Origin of the sequence: Neobacillus sp. B4I6 (assembly GCF_050434045.1) — a bacterium.
Taxonomy (GTDB): domain Bacteria; phylum Bacillota; class Bacilli; order Bacillales; family Cytobacillaceae; genus Neobacillus.
The window spans coordinates 106,177-125,775 of the sequence record NZ_JBNPWB010000001.1 but is presented as its reverse complement, the minus strand read 5'-3'; the positions used below and the strand labels follow the sequence as shown (position 1 = coordinate 125,775).

General features: G+C 37.4%; 16 protein-coding genes and 2 pseudogenes. 12 read left to right on the top strand and 6 right to left on the bottom strand.

Annotated elements, in window-relative coordinates; all coding sequences use genetic code 11:
• Positions 1-112: 112 nt before the first annotated feature.
• From QF028_RS00700 to QF028_RS00660, 9 genes are all read left to right on the top strand, one after another.
• The gene (locus QF028_RS00700; RefSeq protein WP_429463341.1) at positions 113-1,291 is read left to right on the top strand and encodes a Gfo/Idh/MocA family protein; all 1,179 of its coding nucleotides are present in this window, start codon (positions 113-115) and stop codon (positions 1,289-1,291) included.
• Complete coding sequence (locus QF028_RS00695) at positions 1,288-2,259, top strand: sugar phosphate isomerase/epimerase family protein (RefSeq protein ID WP_251565817.1); 972 nt, start codon at positions 1,288-1,290, stop codon at positions 2,257-2,259. The genes QF028_RS00700 and QF028_RS00695 overlap by 4 nt, the downstream gene beginning before the upstream one ends.
• A 55-nt stretch (positions 2,260-2,314) precedes the next feature.
• Complete coding sequence (locus tag QF028_RS00690; protein ID WP_429463338.1) at positions 2,315-3,595, top strand: MFS transporter; 1,281 nt, start codon at positions 2,315-2,317, stop codon at positions 3,593-3,595.
• A 39-nt stretch (positions 3,596-3,634) separates the two neighbouring features.
• Positions 3,635-3,928, top strand: coding sequence for a putative quinol monooxygenase (locus QF028_RS00685; protein WP_429463336.1), 294 nt, complete (start codon positions 3,635-3,637; stop codon positions 3,926-3,928).
• Between the two features lie 145 nt (positions 3,929-4,073).
• Complete coding sequence (locus QF028_RS00680; protein WP_429463334.1) at positions 4,074-4,874, top strand: SDR family NAD(P)-dependent oxidoreductase; 801 nt, start codon at positions 4,074-4,076, stop codon at positions 4,872-4,874.
• Between the two features lie 439 nt (positions 4,875-5,313).
• On the top strand, positions 5,314-6,135 hold the full coding sequence (locus QF028_RS00675; RefSeq protein ID WP_429463332.1) for a sugar phosphate isomerase/epimerase family protein: 822 nt from the start codon (positions 5,314-5,316) through the stop codon (positions 6,133-6,135).
• Between the two features lie 70 nt (positions 6,136-6,205).
• A complete protein-coding gene (locus QF028_RS00670) occupies positions 6,206-7,390 on the top strand; it encodes a Gfo/Idh/MocA family protein (RefSeq protein ID WP_429463330.1) in 1,185 nt (394 codons plus the stop codon).
• A 144-nt stretch (positions 7,391-7,534) separates the two neighbouring features.
• Complete coding sequence (locus tag QF028_RS00665; RefSeq protein WP_429463328.1) at positions 7,535-8,506, top strand: ROK family glucokinase; 972 nt, start codon at positions 7,535-7,537, stop codon at positions 8,504-8,506.
• Positions 8,507-8,559: 53 nt separating this feature from the next.
• Positions 8,560-8,772 carry a hypothetical protein gene (locus QF028_RS00660; RefSeq protein ID WP_429463327.1) on the top strand — a complete coding sequence of 71 codons (213 nt, stop codon included), beginning with the start codon at positions 8,560-8,562 and terminating at the stop codon, positions 8,770-8,772.
• A 1,089-nt stretch (positions 8,773-9,861) separates the two neighbouring features.
• Here the strand turns inward: QF028_RS00660 and QF028_RS00655 are convergent.
• The gene (locus QF028_RS00655; RefSeq protein ID WP_429463325.1) at positions 9,862-10,368 is read right to left on the bottom strand and encodes a transposase; all 507 of its coding nucleotides are present in this window, start codon (positions 10,366-10,368) and stop codon (positions 9,862-9,864) included.
• Here QF028_RS00655 and QF028_RS00650 point away from each other — a divergent pair.
• Positions 10,295-10,456: a hypothetical protein gene (locus QF028_RS00650; RefSeq protein ID WP_429463727.1), complete on the top strand. Its 162-nt coding sequence runs from the start codon at positions 10,295-10,297 to the stop codon at positions 10,454-10,456. The two genes, QF028_RS00655 and QF028_RS00650, sit on opposite strands and share 74 nt — an antisense overlap.
• Here the strand turns inward: QF028_RS00650 and QF028_RS00645 are convergent.
• Positions 10,453-11,760: a CynX/NimT family MFS transporter gene (locus tag QF028_RS00645; protein WP_429463323.1), complete on the bottom strand. Its 1,308-nt coding sequence runs from the start codon at positions 11,758-11,760 to the stop codon at positions 10,453-10,455. The genes QF028_RS00650 and QF028_RS00645 overlap by 4 nt on opposite strands.
• Before the next feature lie 313 nt (positions 11,761-12,073).
• Between QF028_RS00645 and QF028_RS00640 the strand changes: the two are divergent.
• Positions 12,074-12,257, top strand: a pseudogene (locus QF028_RS00640) (Tn3 family transposase); the annotation flags it as partial.
• 165 nt (positions 12,258-12,422) lie between these two features.
• Here the strand turns inward: QF028_RS00640 and QF028_RS00635 are convergent.
• Both QF028_RS00635 and QF028_RS00630 read right to left on the bottom strand, forming a co-directional pair.
• Positions 12,423-12,656 (bottom strand): Spo0E family sporulation regulatory protein-aspartic acid phosphatase, encoded by a 234-nt coding sequence (locus tag QF028_RS00635; protein WP_429463321.1) that lies wholly within the window; start codon positions 12,654-12,656, stop codon positions 12,423-12,425.
• A 301-nt stretch (positions 12,657-12,957) separates the two neighbouring features.
• Positions 12,958-13,350, bottom strand: a complete 393-nt coding sequence (locus QF028_RS00630; protein WP_429463319.1) for a thioesterase family protein — start codon at positions 13,348-13,350, stop codon at positions 12,958-12,960.
• Positions 13,351-14,544: 1,194 nt separating this feature from the next.
• On the opposite strand from QF028_RS00630, the gene QF028_RS00625 reads away from it, so the two are divergent.
• Complete coding sequence (locus tag QF028_RS00625) at positions 14,545-15,741, top strand: benzoate/H(+) symporter BenE family transporter (protein WP_429463317.1); 1,197 nt, start codon at positions 14,545-14,547, stop codon at positions 15,739-15,741.
• A gap of 503 nt (positions 15,742-16,244) precedes the next feature.
• Here QF028_RS00625 and modA read toward each other — a convergent pair.
• A complete protein-coding gene (gene modA / locus QF028_RS00620) occupies positions 16,245-17,054 on the bottom strand; it encodes a molybdate ABC transporter substrate-binding protein (protein WP_429463315.1) in 810 nt (269 codons plus the stop codon).
• Positions 17,055-17,287: 233 nt separating this feature from the next.
• Positions 17,288-18,514: pseudogene (locus QF028_RS00615) on the bottom strand (IS110 family transposase).
• Positions 18,515-19,599 lie beyond the last annotated feature (1,085 nt).

Sequence of the window (19,599 nt, the reverse complement as noted above, 5' to 3'; positions counted from 1 at the left end):
TTCATTCTATTTAATTTCTATTTTGATATTAAGTGTAATCGATTGCATTTATATATTGCGTTCTACTCGTTACCCGGCTCTAAAAAAATTAAGATTTGGAGGATGAGTTAAGATGGAAAAAATAAAAGTAGGAATCATCGGGACAGGTTTCATTGGCCCGACACATATTGAAGCAATCAGAAGACTTGGATTCGTGGAAGTCGTAGCATTAGCCGAGACGAGTCAAGAACAAGCGGAAAGAAAGGCAGCTGAACTTGGAATTCCGAAAGCATACGGAGATTACCGTGAAATGCTGCGTGACAGCGAAATTCAGGTAGTTCATAATTGTACCCCAAACCATGTGCACTTTGCGATCAATAAAGAAATTATTTTAGCAGGTAAACATGTGATCTCAGAGAAACCGCTTGCGATGAATAGTGAAGAATCAGCGGAATTGTTGGCATTGGCTCAAAAACAGGGTGTTGTACATGGTGTGAACTTTAATTACAGACAGCATGCGAGTGTGCAAAACCTGCGAGCTAAAATTGCTAACGGTGACCTTGGGAAAGTGAATTTGGTTCACGGAAGCTATTTGCAGGATTGGTTACTATATGAAACGGATTTTAACTGGCGTTTAGCACCGGAAGTCGGCGGAAAATCTCGCGCAGTAGCAGATATCGGGTCTCACTGGTGTGACACCGTTCAATTTGTTACCGGTAAAAAGATTGTAGAAGTATTTGCTGATTTAGCAACGGTCATTCCAGTTAGAAAGAAAGCAATTGGAAGTGTGGCCACTTTCAGCACACAAAGTACTGAAGATGTAGAATATGAAGATGTTTCAATCAATACAGAAGACTATGCATCCGTACTCGTTCGTTTCGAGGATGGCTCACGAGGAGTATTTACCGTTTCACAAGTTAGTGCAGGACGGAAAAACCGACTAAGCTTTGAAATCAATGGCAGCAAAAGCTCTGCTTTCTGGAATCAAGAAGAGCCTGAAAAATTATGGATGGGACACAGGGATAAGCCGAATGAAATCCTGCTTGCCGATCCAGCGCTCTTCTCACCGGAAGCAAAATCAGCCATCCATCATCCTGGCGGACATAATGAAGGCTGGCCGGACGCTCTGAAAAATATGATGTTCAATGTTTATACGTTTATTCGTGAAGGCAAAGATCTGCTCCAGGATAAACCGAATTTCGCCACATTTGAAGACGGTCATACTTCAATGGCGATTACGGATGCCATTCTGGAAAGTCATGAACAGCAAAAATGGGTGAAGGTTCGTGCGAATAAGGAGGCTTTAGTGTGAAACTAGGTGTGTTTACAGTTCTATATCAAAATCTTCCTTTCGAAGCCATGTTAGATAAATTAGCCCAAATAGGAGTAGAGGCCGTTGAGTTAGGAACCGGTAACTATCCAGGGAATAGTCATTGTAATCCCGATGAATTGTTAGGGAATCCAGATAAAATCAAATCGTTCCGACGGGCGATTGAAAGCAGGGGACTAACCATCAGCGGACTAAGCTGCCATGGCAACCCTCTACATCCTAATGTAAAGGCTGCCAAAGAGGCGCATGATGTATGGAGAAAAACGGTTTTACTGGCTGAACAGTTAGAGGTACCAGTTATCAATGGTTTTGCTGGATGTCCAGGGGATCATCCGGGTGCCAAGTTTCCAAATTGGGTGACCTGCTCTTGGCCTCCAGAATATGCAGAAGTCTTAGAATGGCAATGGAATGATATCGTTATTCCGTACTGGAAAGAAGAAGCGAAATTCGCTGAAATGCATGGGATTCATCAAATTGCTTTCGAAATGCATCCGGGATTTGTTGTCTATAATCCGGAAACACTACTAAAGCTAAGAGAACAAGCAGGAGTGAACATCGGAGCCAACTTCGATCCAAGCCATTTGGTATGGCAAGGAATCGACCCAGTCGAAGCTATTAAAAAATTAGGCAGGGAAAATGCAATCTTCCATTTCCATGCGAAAGATACGTATTTAGACCAGGCAAATATTAAGGTGAATGGTGTTCTTGATACCAAGCATTACAGTAAAGTGTTGGATCGCTCTTGGACATTCCGCTCTGTCGGATATGGCCATAATGAAAAAATGTGGAAGGACATCATCAGTACACTTCGGGCTGTAGGATATGATTACGTTGTTTCCATTGAACATGAGGATATGCTTGCGTCTACCGATGAAGGTTTAATGAAAGCCATCACACTGTTAAAAGGAACGTTGTTTAAAGAGAAAGTATCGGAAATGTGGTGGGCTTAAGTAGGAGTTAATCTTCCTCTTAATCCCCCAACATTATAAAATAGAGGTGTTGAAAATGAAAACGGTTTTAGATCAGGAACGTACTCTTGGCGGCCTTCCTATGGGAGTGGTTTGGGGATTTGTTGCAACATTAATTTTTATGGCTGGTGACGGTCTTGAACACGCATGGTTGTCTCCGTATCTTATTGAAAAGGGTCTGACCGTTCAACAATCTGCCACTCTTTTTGCAGTATATGGAGCCGTGTTGGCCATTGCATCTTACTTTTCTGGTGTACTCACCGAAATGTGGGGTCCAAGGAAAGTAATGCTTATTGGACTGGTCACTTGGTTAATCGGTCAGGTTCTATTCATTGAATATGGTTTAAAGCTAAACAGTTACGCTATTATGTTACCAACTTATGGTATTCGAGGATTGGGTTATCCATTATTTTGTTATTCCTTCTTAGTGTGGGTTACGTATCGCAGTCCTGATCGCATTTTGGCGACAGCTGTTGGATTGTTTTGGGCTGCTTGGAGCGGCGGGCTCTATGTTGTAGGAAGCTTTTTCCCTGCCTACATGCTTCCGAAGATCGGTTATATTGGGTTGTTGTGGAGTGCGGTGGCATGGGTATTGGTTGGTGGAATTATTGGCTGTATCGTAGTGAAAGATGATATGAGAAAAGAACAAAAAGGAAATCCGAAGGAAAAACTAAAAAGCCTATTGAGTGGATTTACCATTTGTATCGAACAACCGAAAGTGGCAATTGGCGGCGTGGTCCGAATTATCAATTCCACAGGTATCGGTTCACTGCCAATCTTTTTCCCTCTTTATTTGCATTCTGAATATGGATTCACGACTGAACAGTTTTTGCAAATGTGGGGAACGATGTGGTTTGCGAATATCATCTTTAACCTGATCATTCCTTACATTAGTGATAAATGGTTAGGCTGGCGCAAAACAATTCAATGGCTTGGCAGCTTCGGCATGGGTGTCATGTTATTAGTTATGCTTTACACGCCGCAGGTTTTTGGCAGCAGTTTCTTAGCCTTGAATATTGTCGGTATTCTAATGGGGATTACTCTTTGTGGTTTCGTCCCACTTTCAGCTCTTGTAGCATCGTTGGCACCTGAGAAAAAAGGATCTGCGATGGCCATTGTAAGCTTTGGTGCAGGAATGTCCTACTTTATCGCACCGGCAATCGTTGGGTTATTCATCGGAATTATTGGTGTTCATGGGGTTATGTGGATATTCGCAGGTATGTATTTCCTAGGTGCCTATTTAATGAAATTTATGAAGCTTCCTTCTGAAGAGAAACAAAATAAAAGAGAAATTCTAGTGGAGAAACAAGCAGGTTAAATTATTTCGAATAAAGGGAACAAGTCAAGGGGGATGGACATGATTATTATTCATGCAAACATTAAAGTGAGTTCACGGTATCGCGATACATTTCTTGAAGCGGCCAGACTTGTAACAAAACCTTCTCAAGCTGAGTCGGGAAATATTAGTTATCATTACTATGAAGATCCGGAAGAGGCAAATACCTTTATCTTTGTTGAGAAATGGAAGGATGAACAAGCCATTCAACAGCATCAGGAAACCTCGCACTTTAAGAAATTTGTAAAGGAAATTGAAACAATAATCTCTGAACCAATACATGAAGAATTGTTTGAGGCATCAGTAAAAAAATAAGTTGGACAGGTAAAGGATTAATTCAGCCGAGTATCGGTTAGAGTTAATCCTTATTTGGTCATGTTAATTGTTTAAGCATATCATCGGAATAAAATAAAGATGAGTTACTATCATAATAAGTTACTTAGAAAGGAATCGATATAAAGTGAATCTAGAATTAAAAAATAAAACAGCACTTGTGACAGGTGGCAGTAAAGGTATTGGAAAAGCAATTGCAATAGCGTTGGCGGAAGAAGGTGCGAATGTTATTATTTGTGCTCGTGAGGCAGAAGCTTTGAATAACTCTGCTATAGATATTGAGAACATAGGCGGGAGCGTGCTTGCTGTTCAAGCGGATTTAACGAAACAAGCAGATGTGGATTATCTTGTTTCTGCAGCCGTTAATCGCTACAATACGATTGATATTCTTGTTAATAATGCCGGAATAGCAAGTGGATTTGATGACTTTGAATCATTGGATATAGAGGACTGGCAACATCTATTTGATGTAAATCTATTTGGAGCAGTACGTGTAACAAAAGCAGTTATTCCCTTTATGAAAAAAACAGGATTTGGTCGTATCATTAATATTTCATCAGAATCAGGTATTCAGCCAGATGGGTTCATGCCTCATTATAATGCTTCCAAAGCCGCACTTATTAATTTTACAAAAAGCTTATCAAAGGCGTATGCTGCAGATGGAATTCTCGCCAATACGGTATCGCCGGCATTTATCATGACACGTATGCTGGAGAACTTGTTAAAAGATAACGCGGAAAAGCTGAATATAAGTTACAGTGAAGCGATTCAACAATTTCTAAAGGAAAATCGTCCTCATGTTGAAGTAAAACGGCCAGGGACAGTAGAGGAAGTTGCTTCTGCTGTCGTTTACCTTGCATCAAACAAGGCTTCTTTTATTAATGGTGTAAACCTTCGAGTTGATGGTGGATCAGTTGCCAGCCTCTAAGATAAAAAGGATACTTAGAGCCTAACAAGAAAAGTATGTCGTCTGATTTATTTCGAATTATATAAATGTTTGGTGAACAATCTGTGACAATCGAAAAATAGGGTTGCATTTTTGGGTGTAATCGATTACAATAATTTGTGTAAGGGATACAAAATCTTTTATTCTTGCCAGATGATATTATTTCCTAGAATTAAAGAGAGATTAAATCATTGTGTCCTTTAGAAAGCAGTGTTAATCTTTAAGAAAAAATGTAATGGATTACATTTTAATTGTTTGCTAGATATCTTTAAAGATGTATAAAATACTGTTATTTATGGAAGTGCGGAAAGATATTTTTAATAAAAATGTAATCGATTACTATTCTTGGAGGTGAGTTTGCTTCGATTTATCTACTATGAAATATGGCATACTAAATTCCAATATATATGGAGGTAATCACATGAAATTAGGATATCAAACAAATACTTGGGGCGGCGTAGTTGGTCATCCAGCAGGTGTTACTTCTGTTAAGGATCTTTACTACCTTGCCTATGGATCAACAGAAGAAGCATTAAAGGATATTGCGGAAGCTGGCTATGAAGGCTTCGAAATCTTCGATGGAAACTTGATGCAATACAAGGATAAAAAAGATGAGTTTTTAAAATTAATGAATGATCACTCTTTAACTTTGGTCGGCGTATATACAGGCGGGAATTTTATTTTCCCGGATATTTTAGAAGAAGAATTATTGAAAATTGAAAGTGTAGCGGCATTCGCATCAGAAGTAGGGGCTGAGCATCTTGTTGTCGGCGGCGGAGCTGTACGCACAAACGGCATCCTTGAAAGCGATTATTCAGCTCTTGGTAATGCACTTAATAAAGTGGTAGAAATTGCTAAAAAATATAATCTTATTGCAAGTTATCATCCTCATTTGGGAACGAACGTTCAGGCTCCTGAACAGTTAGATAAATTAATGCCATTAACAACAATTAATCTTTGCCCGGATACGGCGCATATTGAAGCCGGCGGTGGAGATCCTGTTGCGGTAATTAGAAAATATGTAGATCGCATTAAATATGTTCACTTTAAAGATTATGCAAATGGAGAGTTTTTACCTCTAGGCGAAGGTCATCAAAAATTTGATGAAATGGTTAAAGCGTTAGAAGAGGCAAACTATGATGGCTGGATTACGGTAGAGTTAGACAGCTACCCAGATCCGAAGCAAGGGGCAAAAATCAGCCGCAGCTATTTAACTCAATTCGATAAAGTAAATCAAGCATAAAAGTTACATCCATTAGGAATAGCAAAGACTTCATTAAAAACCAAGAAGATAATAGTGGGAGGAAACTAAAATGAAAAAATTAAACGTAGGTATGATTGGCGGAGGCTTTATGGGTAAAGCGCATTCACTTGCATATGCAGGAATGCCAATGTTTTTCTGGCCGGCACCAGCGATTCCGCATCGCCATACAGTAGTAGATGTTAACGAACAATTGGCTAAAGATGCTGCAGCAAGATTGGGATTTGACAATTATTCTACAGATTGGAGAGCTGTTGTTAACGATCCGGAAATTGATGTGATTGATATTGTGACTCCAAATAATACGCATGCTGAAATCGCGATTGCAGCAGCAAAAGCTGGAAAACATATTATCTGTGAAAAACCATTGGCATTAGGTGCTGAACAAGCAAAGGAAATGCTAGAAGCGGTAAAAGCAGCAGGTGTAAAACATGCGGTTGCCTTCAACTACAGAAGAACACCAGCCGTTGCTCTTGCGAAAAAGTATATTGAAGAAGGAAGAATTGGAAAAGTTCTAAGCTTCCGCGGAACGTATTTACAAGACTGGTCTGCTGATCCAAATTCACCATTATCATGGCGCTTCCAAAAGAAAATCGCTGGTTCAGGTGCTCTAGGTGATATCGGAACACATGTGGTTGATTTTGCCCGTTACCTTGTTGGTGAAATTACAGATGTAAATGCAATGACAAAAACATGGATTCCAGAAAGACCAATTCAAACTGGCGGTATTGACAAATTAGGTACAGTGAAAAATGGCGGAAATGATGTACCGAAAGCTGCCGTTGATGTAGATGATGAATTTATTACGATGGTCAAGTTTGATAATGGTGCCATTGGAACGATTGAAGCAACACGTAATGCATGGGGCCGCAACAACTTCCTAACCTTTGAAATTCATGGTGAAAAAGGTTCTCTATACTTTAACTATGAGCGCCGTGACGAGCTTCAAGTTTGCTTCGCCGATGATCCAAGCGATGCAAAAGGCTTCAGAACGGTTTATACAGGACCTGCCACTCCATACGGTGAAGGATTATGGCCAATCCCTGCTCTAGGTATAGGTTACGGCGAAACAAAAATCATTGAAACATATGATTTGTTTAAAGCAATCGCTGAAGATACAGAGTTTTCACCAAACTTCAATGATGGATACCAAATAGAACTAATTGCAGATGCGATCCTTGAATCTGCTGAAAAAGAACAATGGGTTAATCTTGAAAAAACAGCAGCTGTCAAATAAAAACGAAAAGAGGCTTCTCAATCGAGGAGCCTCTTTTGTAGAAATGAATAAAGGAATCTTAATAAATCCTAAGTGGATTTTAGGTTCTTTTTAGTTAGCTACAGTAGAAAATCACTATTATAATGCGGAAAAGAGTGAATGGTTATGGAAGAAAAATGGTTAGTAGGTGTCGATATAGGCGGCACCACGATTAAAATGGCATTTATCAGTCTCAGTGGCGATATCCTTTATAGCTGGGAAATCGATACGGACAAAATGGATAGCGGTCGGCACATCCCCACTTCTATTGCAAAATCGATTGATCAAAAGTTAACCGAATTAAATCATACCAAAAATCGGCTAATCGGTATCGGAATCGGAGCGCCGGGTCCTGTTAATGCGGAGGACGGTTCCATTGAAGTGGCTGTAAACTTGGGCTGGGAGCACTTCCCTTTACAAGCTATTCTTGAGCGGGAAACATCCTTGCCAGTAGTTGTTGACAATGATGCCAATATTGCGGCAATCGGTGAAATGTGGAAAGGCGCCGGCAAAGGAGCTAAAAACTTAATCTGTGTAACATTAGGAACGGGTGTAGGAGGCGGAATTATCGTCAATGGCGAGGTTGTGCATGGTGTAAATGGAGCCGGTGGTGAAATTGGCCATATGACATCAGTTCCTAAAGACGGAGCACCTTGTAATTGCGGGAAATCGGGATGTTTGGAAACGGTAGCATCCGCAACAGGAATTGTCCGCTTGGCAATTGAGGAATTAGCTTCTTCCAATTCTATAAGTCAATTACGAGACTATTATGAGAAGCATCAAACGATAACTGCCAAGCAAGTTTTTGATGCTGCAAACGAAGGGGATGAACTCGCCAAGCGAGTCATTCATCAGGTTGCCTTCCATTTAGGATTGGCGCTGGCGAATTTGGCCAATGGCTTAAATCCTGAAAAAATTGTCATTGGAGGCGGCGTTTCAAAAGCAGGCGACACATTGGTGAAACCTTTAAAAGAAGAATTTTTTCCGTTTGCTTTTCCAAGAGTGGCCCAAGGTTTAGAGATTGTTACTGCCACACTAGGCAATGATGCAGGGGTAATTGGAGGAGCATGGTTGGCGAAAGAGAAACTAATTAATTAGTCTAAACTCCAATATGTCCAATGATTAGTCGGAATAAATGGGGGGTGGTTTTATTGAAATCAAAGGAAGAAACCCTTATAGATTTAAAAAGAGAATTACTTCGGATTGGTTCAACTAACCAGAGAGATTATGATTTGTTGAAGAGAAAAGGGCAAGTTTTAAGTACAACCATATGCCGTAGGTTAAAATTAAGTTGGCCTGAGGTTGTGAAAAAACTGGATGGTAAAGCAAATACTTCCCAGATTATTAGTAATGAATTATATTGATATGGATTAGTTTGGGGCGACGGATTGTCCCTTTTTTTGCGACATATCGGTGTTATAACTAACACTTTTTCAGCTTCCTGGGCATGAGTACGGTATTAAACCGCTCATGCCTTTTGATTTTGCGTTAATAGGTTTGTGATTGTAATACTTCTTTTTTATTTTTTCCGATAGTACCCAGTTGATCAAGTTTTATTAAGCCTCTTGTTAAACAAACCCATTCCACTTGAATATTAGCCACACTCCTCGACATTTTTTTCCTGTTTTCGGATTCAACAAACCAGTATCTAAAAGGGATGAGGCTGTTTTTAATCAAACGTTTAATTAATGGTGAAAAAGCTAAAAAAAGACGAAAAATGGAGGAAAAGTAGAAATTGCTCATTTTCTAGGAAATAATGGCTTCATTTTATAAAAAATTTAATTGTAAATACCGACAATCTTTTTTACTTGATGTGTTTAGTAACCTCTTATATCAGGGGTTAAGGATATTTAATCAAACGTTTAATTAAGAAAAGCTCTGAGCAAATGTTGCCGAAGTTTGTAAGATTACGCTGTTTACACACCGCAATCTCTTAACAGAGTTCTTAATGGTGACAGTTTTCCCTAATTATTTTAAAACGAATTTTGTATAATCTAATAGAAACGGGTATAAAAGTGGTAAGTAAATCTAAAGAATTGTTATGACCGAATTTAGATTTGGAGTCCAATCTAACTCAGAGTCTTAAGGAGGAAGCCCTACTATGAATTTTAAAATGCAAGACAAACAAAATCAACTAATAGAGTACAATGTCAAAAACTTTTTTCAAGTTTAAAGGTAACTCAAATACACTTACTGTAATTTCCTTTTTTACAAGTAACAATTAACCAAGTTTTAATGAAATAGACGCCATTTTCTTGATTCAGAAATGGGTATTAGCTCGCTTCTTGGTCTGCATTGATGCATTCTGGCATTGAGTCCAAATTAGAATTAACGTACTGATTCGCATTTACAGGCCGAGTGGGATAAAGCCATTAAGGCGAGGTCAGGGCCTCAGGAAAGAACATCCGATCTCCACCCGAACCAAAAGAATGGCGCCTATCTATTATATTTTTTTAAGCAACTCGAGGAAACGTTAGTTTTTTTGTAACTTCATCTTTGTAATTAAAAGTAGGATTGTCCCACTTGAACGGTGACTGATTTTTTAGCATTGCGAAAGCGATTTTTAAGAACTTATTTCCCATAGCGATGTATATTTTACCTGCTTTTTTTCCTCTATCTTTTAATCCGGAATAAAAGGGTTTAAGAGCATTGTTGTGAGCAGAAAGGGAACGTCCAGCCATGTAAATCGCTCTTCGTAGATTTGAATTTCCTTGCTTGGAAATACGGCCATAATAGCCATCAGCCGTTACTAGTCCGATACCTGGAAACGTTAGGAGAAGTAAACCATCTGTCTCAACAAAAATACGCTCGATTTCCTGATCATAGGTCTTAATGTTTTGGGTATGCCATTCGTAATAAGAGCAGTTTAATAAACTGGTCGGCAAACTGCGGTTAGATGCTCGTACTCGTTTAAATGAGCAAGGAATCCAAACCCTGTATCTTGTGTTTGGTGTGATCAATGGTGAGTATCATATATTTTGCGTGTTTAATTTCCTATGGTTTTATCCTTCTGTCAAGAACAATTTAACCAGTATTTTTACTTGCTAAGGCTTCTTTTTTAACGAACTGAATCTGTAATCGCTCTCTATCGTGGTTACAAATTTATTGCTACCAGCTTGCATACCAACAATAAAGAGAACACAGGCTCCTAAAACCAAAATAAGTATAGGTATAATCCAATTGTGAGTGACATCGTGTATAAATCCAAAAAGTGTCGGCCCTATTGCTGCTAATAAATAGCCAACTGCTTGAGCCATACCTGATAATTCAGCAGCTTGATGCGCGTTATGTGTACGCAGTACGAAAAACAGAGTTGCCAGACCAAATGCTGATCCTATTCCAACGCCAATTAATGTGACGGACAACGGTGCTAAAGAAGTAAATCCACTTAGAAGTCCGGCGTAACCAAAGAGTAAAAAGATTACAGAGAGCCCTACTAGCCCACGTTGATTAGAAAAGCGTCCAGCCAGAATTGACACAATTAACGTGGCTGGAAGGCTTGCAAATTGTGTTAATGATAGCAGCCATCCTGCTCCAGATGCGCTAATACCTTGTTGATGAAGAATGGAAGGGAGCCAAGTTACCACAACATAAAAGGCTGTAGATTGTAAACCCATGAACAAAGTGACGTTCCATGCAAGACGAGAATGCCATAAAGATCCTCCTGTATCTAGAGAACTTGTTGTCTGGTGGTGAACACGTAGTTGAGGGATCCAGAAAACAATGGAAACGATAGAAAGAAGGAACCAACAAGCAAGAGCACCTCTCCATCCGAGTTGTAGCCCTTCTGTGATTGGAATAGTAATCCCCGAAGCAACAGCTGCCCACAAATTCATAGACACGGCGTATATACCTGTCACAATACCGACTTTATTGGAAAATTCTCGTTTAATCAAACTGGGTAAAAGCACATTGCATACTGCAATCGCTATACCAAGCACAGCTGTCCCAATAAACAATGTAGATATGTAAGGTAAAGAGCGTATTATTATCCCTGCTACTAGCAAAAGCAAGGCTCCAAATAGTGTATATTCTAATCCAAAACGACGAGAAATTTTAGGAGCAAGTGGTGAAAAAAAAGCAAACGAAAGCAATGGTAAAGTAGTCAACATGCCTGCTAATGTATGGGACATTCCTGTATCCCGGCGAATCGTTTCAATGATGGGTCCTACACTTGTAAGAGGAGCCCTAAGATTCGCTCCTGCAAATATGATTCCTAAGATGAGTACCCAAATTCCCAGGGGAGCAAAAGCGCGTTTATCAGTGATTTTTCCTTTTGAAATCATGAAATTCTCCTTTACTTTTCCAGGAATCCCTTCGTTATGAACATTACGAAAAATCGATCGATGCATGTTATGATTCCATAAACTTTTTATCTCTTCATTTTTTCCGAATCGCCAGAATATCGCTAATTGAGACGATAGAAACTCTACGAATACTACATTGAAGAAGACCATTCCTTAAGGAAATTTCATCCTACTATTTAATGGTTTTGCATATTGTGAGAGGAAACGTCATTACCTTATGTCACAATGGATTTAGGTTGCTTTAGCAACCATCAAGCAGGTTCGATGCCTGCTTTCATCAAAGAAAAAAACGAATGTTTTTTCCTCCATCCGTGAGTTTCACATACTTTCGATAACCGCGTTTTGTTGGCGCTACCCCAGATATATCTCTGATATAAAGCTAAGAGAGCAAATTGGTGCTAGTTATAAATAAAGTTGAAGCTAAATGGCTATTTTATCGTGGCGATGGTATCATTTCAGAAATGATCCGGAAGAGCAAGAAAAACGAAATAAATATAATGTTAGTTGCGAACACAGTAATATATCAAAATGTGTGTGACATTGATTGATTTAGAAAATGTTCCACAACCAATAGAGGGGATAATCCAGTGTAGTTTATAAAACGATAAAGAGTAAAAAAGGGTACAAAAATGGAAAATAAAACCATGCTATGACCCTTTTTTATAAGTATATGTGGTACCCCTATTGGAATCAACAAGGTCAATAATTTAAATCGATACAGGGTGTTTGAAATGCTCGTCAAGACGCTGGTGGTACCCTTGGTGTACCCTCTTTCTACAAGAATGTTGTAAATTTCTCTGATAAATCGTGATGAGTTGGTCTAATTTCTGACTGCAACAAATGGTATCATGGCTATTTAAGCCTGTTGCTTTCGTAATCAGGATTAATTCTTTTTTTAACTGATTGATCCTGTCTTCTAATTCAGCGTTCTCTGTAAACATTATATTAATTCCCCTATTCACCCATCCGTTTGGTGTAATAAAAATTTTTTCACAAGCAATATTATGCAAAAAGTTCGGGATAATTGAAATTCCTCTAACAAAAGTTCCCATAAAATGTTTTATTTTTGGGAGTAACATTATGACCAATGTAACCTACGTTAAGGTTGGGAGCCGTTTCGCTCATTATGGCTAATTGGGAGTTCAGCAAAATAAGCCCAAATAGAGGAAATATACAGTGCAAATAAATTCAGCGTGAATAAAGGACATTAAAACAAAGCAGATATCCAAAACTCTCCAACTTTTATTTGTGTATCCGTCTTTGGAAACGTGCCATATCTATAACCGCGCTTTCCCCATCACCGTCACCTAATCTTTTTCCTTCATTGGTCACTACTTGAAATTCGTAAGAAACAAAGTTTCTATTAACTTTTGTGATCTTTACTGAAGCTTTCACATTTGTCCTAATTGGTGCAGGTGCGCGGTGATAGGTTTGTAGACGAACTCCTACAATACCGTGTCCTTCCGGTATTAGTGGAAGAAGAGCAGTATTTAAAGCTTGTTCTGCCAATAGTCCTACCATTGCGGTCGCTAACACATGGACACCCTCGTTACCAAAGTGATGTGCTGTCACTTCGTGATCCACTACCATAGTAGATATACCGATCTTACCAATTGCTTTTTCATTCCATGACATATTTAATCTGCCCCTTTACGAAAACTGAAAAATTCTTCTATTATAAATCTATCTGTTATGTGTACGGAATATTTTTAAATGTTTTTTTTATTTGTTTTAAATATTTATCTACTTTCCTCAAATTCATAGATTTTCATAATTGGTTTAATTAAAATAATCAAAAGGAAATTTAATTTTGATTCAAGACATTTTTTGTGATAATTATTTAGGAAAAGAGGAGAATTTATGGAAATTCACCCACATGTTAAATCAGCGACAGCTACTGCAAGCTTTATTATTCTGGATAAATAAAATCAATATTATTAAATAGTTGTCTGCTTTGTGTTTATCCTAAAAATTAGGGAATAGTGGTTCAACTTGCTAATAATATTTTTTTAATTTTTAAACAATATAAAAATTTAAAATATGAAAAATAAGATATTGATTCTTTGTTTTAAATTTATAGATTAGGGTAAGAATACAGTAAATCCATTACATTTTTAGATAATTGAAATCGCTTTCATTAATAATAAATACTGGAGGTGATTAGTAATAGAAGGGTTTGTTAACCCCTGATGTTTTATAGCAATCATTATGGGATGTGAAATATTGGTGTTAGTCAGCGAGTAGAAGCTGTAAAAGGCGACTATTTGTCTGCTTGATTTTACTGTTGACCATTATCCAAACCATATTGCACTTGTTCAGGCGGAAAAATTCATACTTATACTCAATTGCATTAGGAAGTTGAAAAAAGTAGCTTCTTCCTTACAATGCTTAGGTATACAAAGCAGGATTGAGATGTTTTAATTTTAAAAAATCGAACTGAACCTTTTAAAACCAAGGTATTTGTAAACCACTGCGGAAGCATTGGGTTATATACGTTTACAACTTGTCCCAATAAACAGGTGAAAAGCTGGACTTCATCAAAAATTTTGTATTGTTAAAGCGTCCAGATATAAATTAATTGTTCTTCATAGAATCGAACTGAACTATATTAGAGTGCTTTGTAGAGGTCAACTAGCAAATTTTTGAAGAATTAAACGAAGATAATAAAGTGCGTGCTATTTGTTATTAAAGTAGAAGGAGATATATGTTTCAGAACGGGCGAAATTATTGATTCAATTTTCCGAATGTTCAAATTATTATAATTCAAATTTAGTAATAATACATTAAAATAGCAATGGTTTTATAAAATAATGTACTAAGGAGTGAAAAATGAAACAAAACAGAATTGCAGAAGGTATAAAGGATATTCCAAAGCATTTAAACGTCAATACGATTAGTGCTAGGACGTTGGCAGCTATTTTTGGGTGTACTGGTCCTGCACTAATTATTGTTGGAGGAGCTGCAAATGGCGGGCTAACACAAGTACAAGCAATCTCTTGGTTATTTGCTGTTTATTTTTTTGGAGGTCTTTTGGGATTAATCCTAGCACTGAAATATAAACAACCGATTGCCGGCGCTTACTCGATTCCAGGTGCTGTCCTAGTTGCAGGCATTATTGTTTTCATTTTAGGAATTACTGGGATTATCGGCAAAGTGATACATTGGATTCCAGTGCCGATTGTAATGGCGATGATAGTAGGAGCAATGATACGCTTTGGTACTGGAAGGATTACATCAATAGAACAAGCACCTATCATAGCAGGATCAGTTATCCTTGTATACTTGTTATCCTCTCGTTTTATAAAAAAATTTCCACCAATTTTAACTTCTTTTGCCGTTGCAGTTATTCTAGCAGCAGTTATGGGACAATTCCAAGGTAGTGATATGGAAGCTGGTTTTATTACTCCTCAGCTAGTCACACCATCATTTAATATTGATGCGATAATATCTATTGGTCTTCCACTAGCTATATTAGTTATTGGAGCTGAAAACGCACAGGCTACTTGTGTTTTAATTACACAAGGTTATAAACCTCATGTAAATGCCATGCCAATTTTAAGTGGTATTGGAGGAGTTATTACTTCATTTTTTGGCGGCCATAATGCGAATATAGAAGGTTCAATGACAGCGATTTGCTCATCTAAAGAAGCTGGAGAAAAACAAGGAAGATATGTAGCTGTTGTTGTGAATAGCCTGTTGTTTTCTTCATTTGGCTTGTTTGCAGGTATTATTATTACATTTGTCGTAGCGATGCCGTCAGTATTAATCGGCACTGTTGCAGGTCTCGCAATGATAGGAGTACTCTTAAGCTCTCTCCAAGAGGCATTTTCTAAACAAAAATTTCAGATTGGCTCATTTTTTGCACTGGTTATTGCGATGTCAGGGGTCAGCTTCTATGGTATTAATTCTACATTTTGGGCAATTGTTGGAGGTGTGATGGTTTCACTTATTATCGAAAATGATGATTTTAATGTCTCTAGAAAACATCAAATTGAAGAAACATTGGAATCAGAATTTACTGCATGATAGATCTAATTATTAACCTTGAAATTAAAAATGGTGATAGAAAGGAGCTATTCTTTTTAATCACCATTAATGATAAAAGGGAACAGAAATTGAAAATTTTTAGTTATTTATGAATTTATCTAAACCTTTCATAGAAATGAAAATGAAAGGTTTACCAAAACTTGTTATCAACATATTTATAAATAAACTTTTAAAATCTATTTTCTTAATAACTCTTCTTTTAATAAATATTGTATTATGGAAACGAAATTTACCATTAATGTTTTAGTTTTGGCCTAACTATTAATTGTTGATACGGATAAAAAAGTAGAGGTGATTTAAGAGTATTGTAGAAAATAGTGACAAGCGCATTCTTCGTATTTATGATTCTAGCAGATCAAAAAGGGTATGATGTTACTCAAACAAGGACTCCCAGTTACCTCCTTGATCTTTTTTAAAACTCAAGTAATGTGATTATGAAGTATACTAAATAAAGCTAACCAAAAAATAGGTATCCATTTAAATTAATTTAAACCTTTAAATCCGTAAGTTCTTAAAATGCCCATAGATTTCCTATTCTGAAGATAATTGTAGAATAGTTGGGCTTCTTCTAAATGGGTACTGTTTTTAATCACACCTACTGGATAAATAATCGGCGAGTGAGTATTTTCCTTTGCCGTTGCTACAATCTTAACTTTGTGTGAAATCAAGGCATCCGTTTTATAAATAATTCCTGCGTCAACATTTCCCGTTTCTACATATGTAAGCACTTGGCGAACATCCTTGGCAAATACCACTTTCTCTTCAACAGCTTTCCAGACATTTAAGTTTTCTAATGTTTCCTTAGCATATTGCCCTGCTGGTACTGATTCCGGGGTACCAATGGAAATCATCGTAGCTTTGGTGAGGTCTTCGAATGCTTTGATTTCTTTATTCGAGTCCTTTGGAACTACCAGTAAAATTTCATTTGAGACAAGATCTGTTCCTTTTTCCTTTTCAATTAGCCCTTCTTGCACTAATTGATCGTATTTGTCCTCAGCAGCAGAGAAAAAGAGATCGACAGGTGCTCCCTGAGAAATTTGTTGTTTAAGAGTTCCTGAAGCTCCAAAGTTATAGACTACTTTTATATAAGGATATTCCTTTTCAAAATTCGTTTTTATGTCATTTAAAGGATTTTGTAAACTTGCGGCTGCTGAAATAATCAATTCCACTTTCTTATCAGAAGCTTCCTGCTCCTGCTCTTTGTTTTTTTTTGTTTGTTCATTTGTTGAACACCCAGACGCGACTAGCAATATCATCATAATCGAGAAAAATAAAAGATATAATTTTCTCATTATTCCACTTCCTTTCTGACTAATTATTATTAGTTATACTAAAAAAATGAAAATAAAACAAATTCCTTTTTATTATGAATTTACCTTTTTAAAAGACAGTTATATAAAATAAACTATCCTGAAAATAGTAATGGGTAAAGGGCATTTTTGGCAATACGAAACTAAACCCTGTAAGATCGATTTTTTTTAAAAGATCTGGGGTTCTAATTTTAACTATATTTTTATGACCATAGCTATGCTATTGCTTCAACTGTTACTTTACAACCAAGAGTCTCTAACCGTTTGATAGATTGTTTGATCACGATTTCTTTCTTTCGTCGGTCAAAGTAATCTTCGCCCAACTCAATATAAGGTTCTCTTCTCTTTAACATGTGATATGCAATTGTTAATATGGTATGTCCAACCGCAACTGCTGCACGTTTTTTACCAATTCGTGCCGCCAATCGTTGGTATTGGGAAGATAGGTAGGTGTTTTTTGTTTTAGCTGCTGAATGTGCTGCTTCAACGAGTGCTGATCGCAATTTTTTATTACCTTTTCTCGTTTTTCCGGACTTTTTTTTTCCGGCACTTTCATTATTACCTGGAACCATACCTGCCCACGAACATAAATGAGAAGCGGAAGGAAACTGGTTTGAAATCTCCATGCCAATTCCTATTTCAGCCAAAAGCTGTTCGGCGTGACTTCTACCGATTCCAGGGATAGAATCAAGCAATTCAATATCTTCTTCATAAGGTTGCATACGTTGCTGGACTTCCTCACTTAGCAGTTCAATCTGTTGATCCATAAAGTTAATGTGTGAGAGTTGAGTTTTTAACATCATTTTTTGATGGGGTCCAATGGATCCTTTTAACGCACGTTCTAAATCATCCTTTTTATTCTTCAATCTTCTTTTTGCCAGGCTTGATAATGTTTGTGGATCATTTACACCGTTGATAATCGCTTCAATTATTGCTCGACCGGAGACACCCATAATGTCAGTCGCAACCGAAGAAAGTTTAATATTAGCACCTTCCAGCACCTTTTGGATTCTACTAATCTCCCTAGCCCGTTCTTCAATGAGACTGCGGCGGTATCGAACTAACTCACGCAGTTCTCTTTGTTCCCGATTAGGGATATAACTATGTTGAAGAAGACCATGGCGCAACAATTTCGCAATCCATTCTGCATCTTTTACATCAGTTTTACGTCCTGGAACAGCCTTGATATGAGCCGCATTTACAACCATCGGTTTTATTTCTTCTAGTTCTAGTAAATTGTAAATTGGTTTCCAATACACACCTGTACTTTCCATGGCAACATGAGTACACTGTTTGCTTTAAATCCAATCCACTAATTGGAAAAGGTCAAGTGTCATCGTACCAAATGTTTCGATTTCTTTTCCTTTTGGAGTAATCGCGCAAGCGGTAATACTCTTTTTGTGAACATCAAGTCCACAACAGTGTTTAAATACAACATCCATTATAAAACCCTTCCTTGGCTGAAATAAATTAAGGCTGGTGCAACAACCATATAAGATTAATCTATCCTGCGTGCTTCTCATTCGAGAGCAACAATTTGTGGTGCACCTGGTCGTAGTGAATCAGTCTACCATGCGGGCTTAAAAGCACCATAGTTGATCGACCTTCCTTCGCCAGCCGTATTATCAGGATTGACAGGAGGAAGGGGAGCTAGACTAGTATAAAAACATTTTCATTTATTTGATGGTGCCGCGAAAGCGGCATGTGAGTCTACCATGAGTTTTTACTCCCAACCCAGGCATGAAAATAAGTTCCCTCTGTCCATAATGATAAAGACACAAACAGGATATAATATGTGGCTTTTTGTGGTGGCTCGACCCCGTAAACTAAACTGTTTGAGTGTGTTCAGCCCTTTGTAAGTTCCTTCCTTACGGAAGGATGACTACGTACAGAAAAATGCTTATCTTCAATTTTACTCACTGTTTGTGATTCTATTATAATGGAGTGTTTTTATGGAGGTATTTATTGGTGCTGGTTTGATGTTCATTCAGAAACGATTGTGGCTTGCGTTTTTGTGAAGAGTGTAGATGTATATTAATGGAAGGTTGCTTTCAAGTATCTATGATTGTACTTGATGAATTAGATTTCCTGAATATACGATGATTTTAACCTTATTTTAACTTGGTTTCATGTGTATGTGTTATATAGTCTCCCGAAACCAGTTTAAACCTCCTTCCTTTACGGTTAATTTTCACTTCTATCTTATATATAGTAACTTATGATATGTCCCCGTCATGCTAATTATGTGATTCTATACATTTGACGGCATAGAAGCAGTTTATGTTGCTCTAGCTAAACCTGCGACGGAATTGTTTTTTCTAAAGATATATAAGGTAGAAAAGAAAATTTAAAAGTACCTATTTACATTAGTATAAGAAAATACATCCTGCTATTTATAAATCTAATATAACGAAAAGAAAAAAGATCTGGACAAAACCATTTAACAGTTGAAATGATAAGAAAAATTTTAAATCATTAAAACAAGATTTTGAAAACAGAAAGTAGGTTTATCGATTATCATGTTATT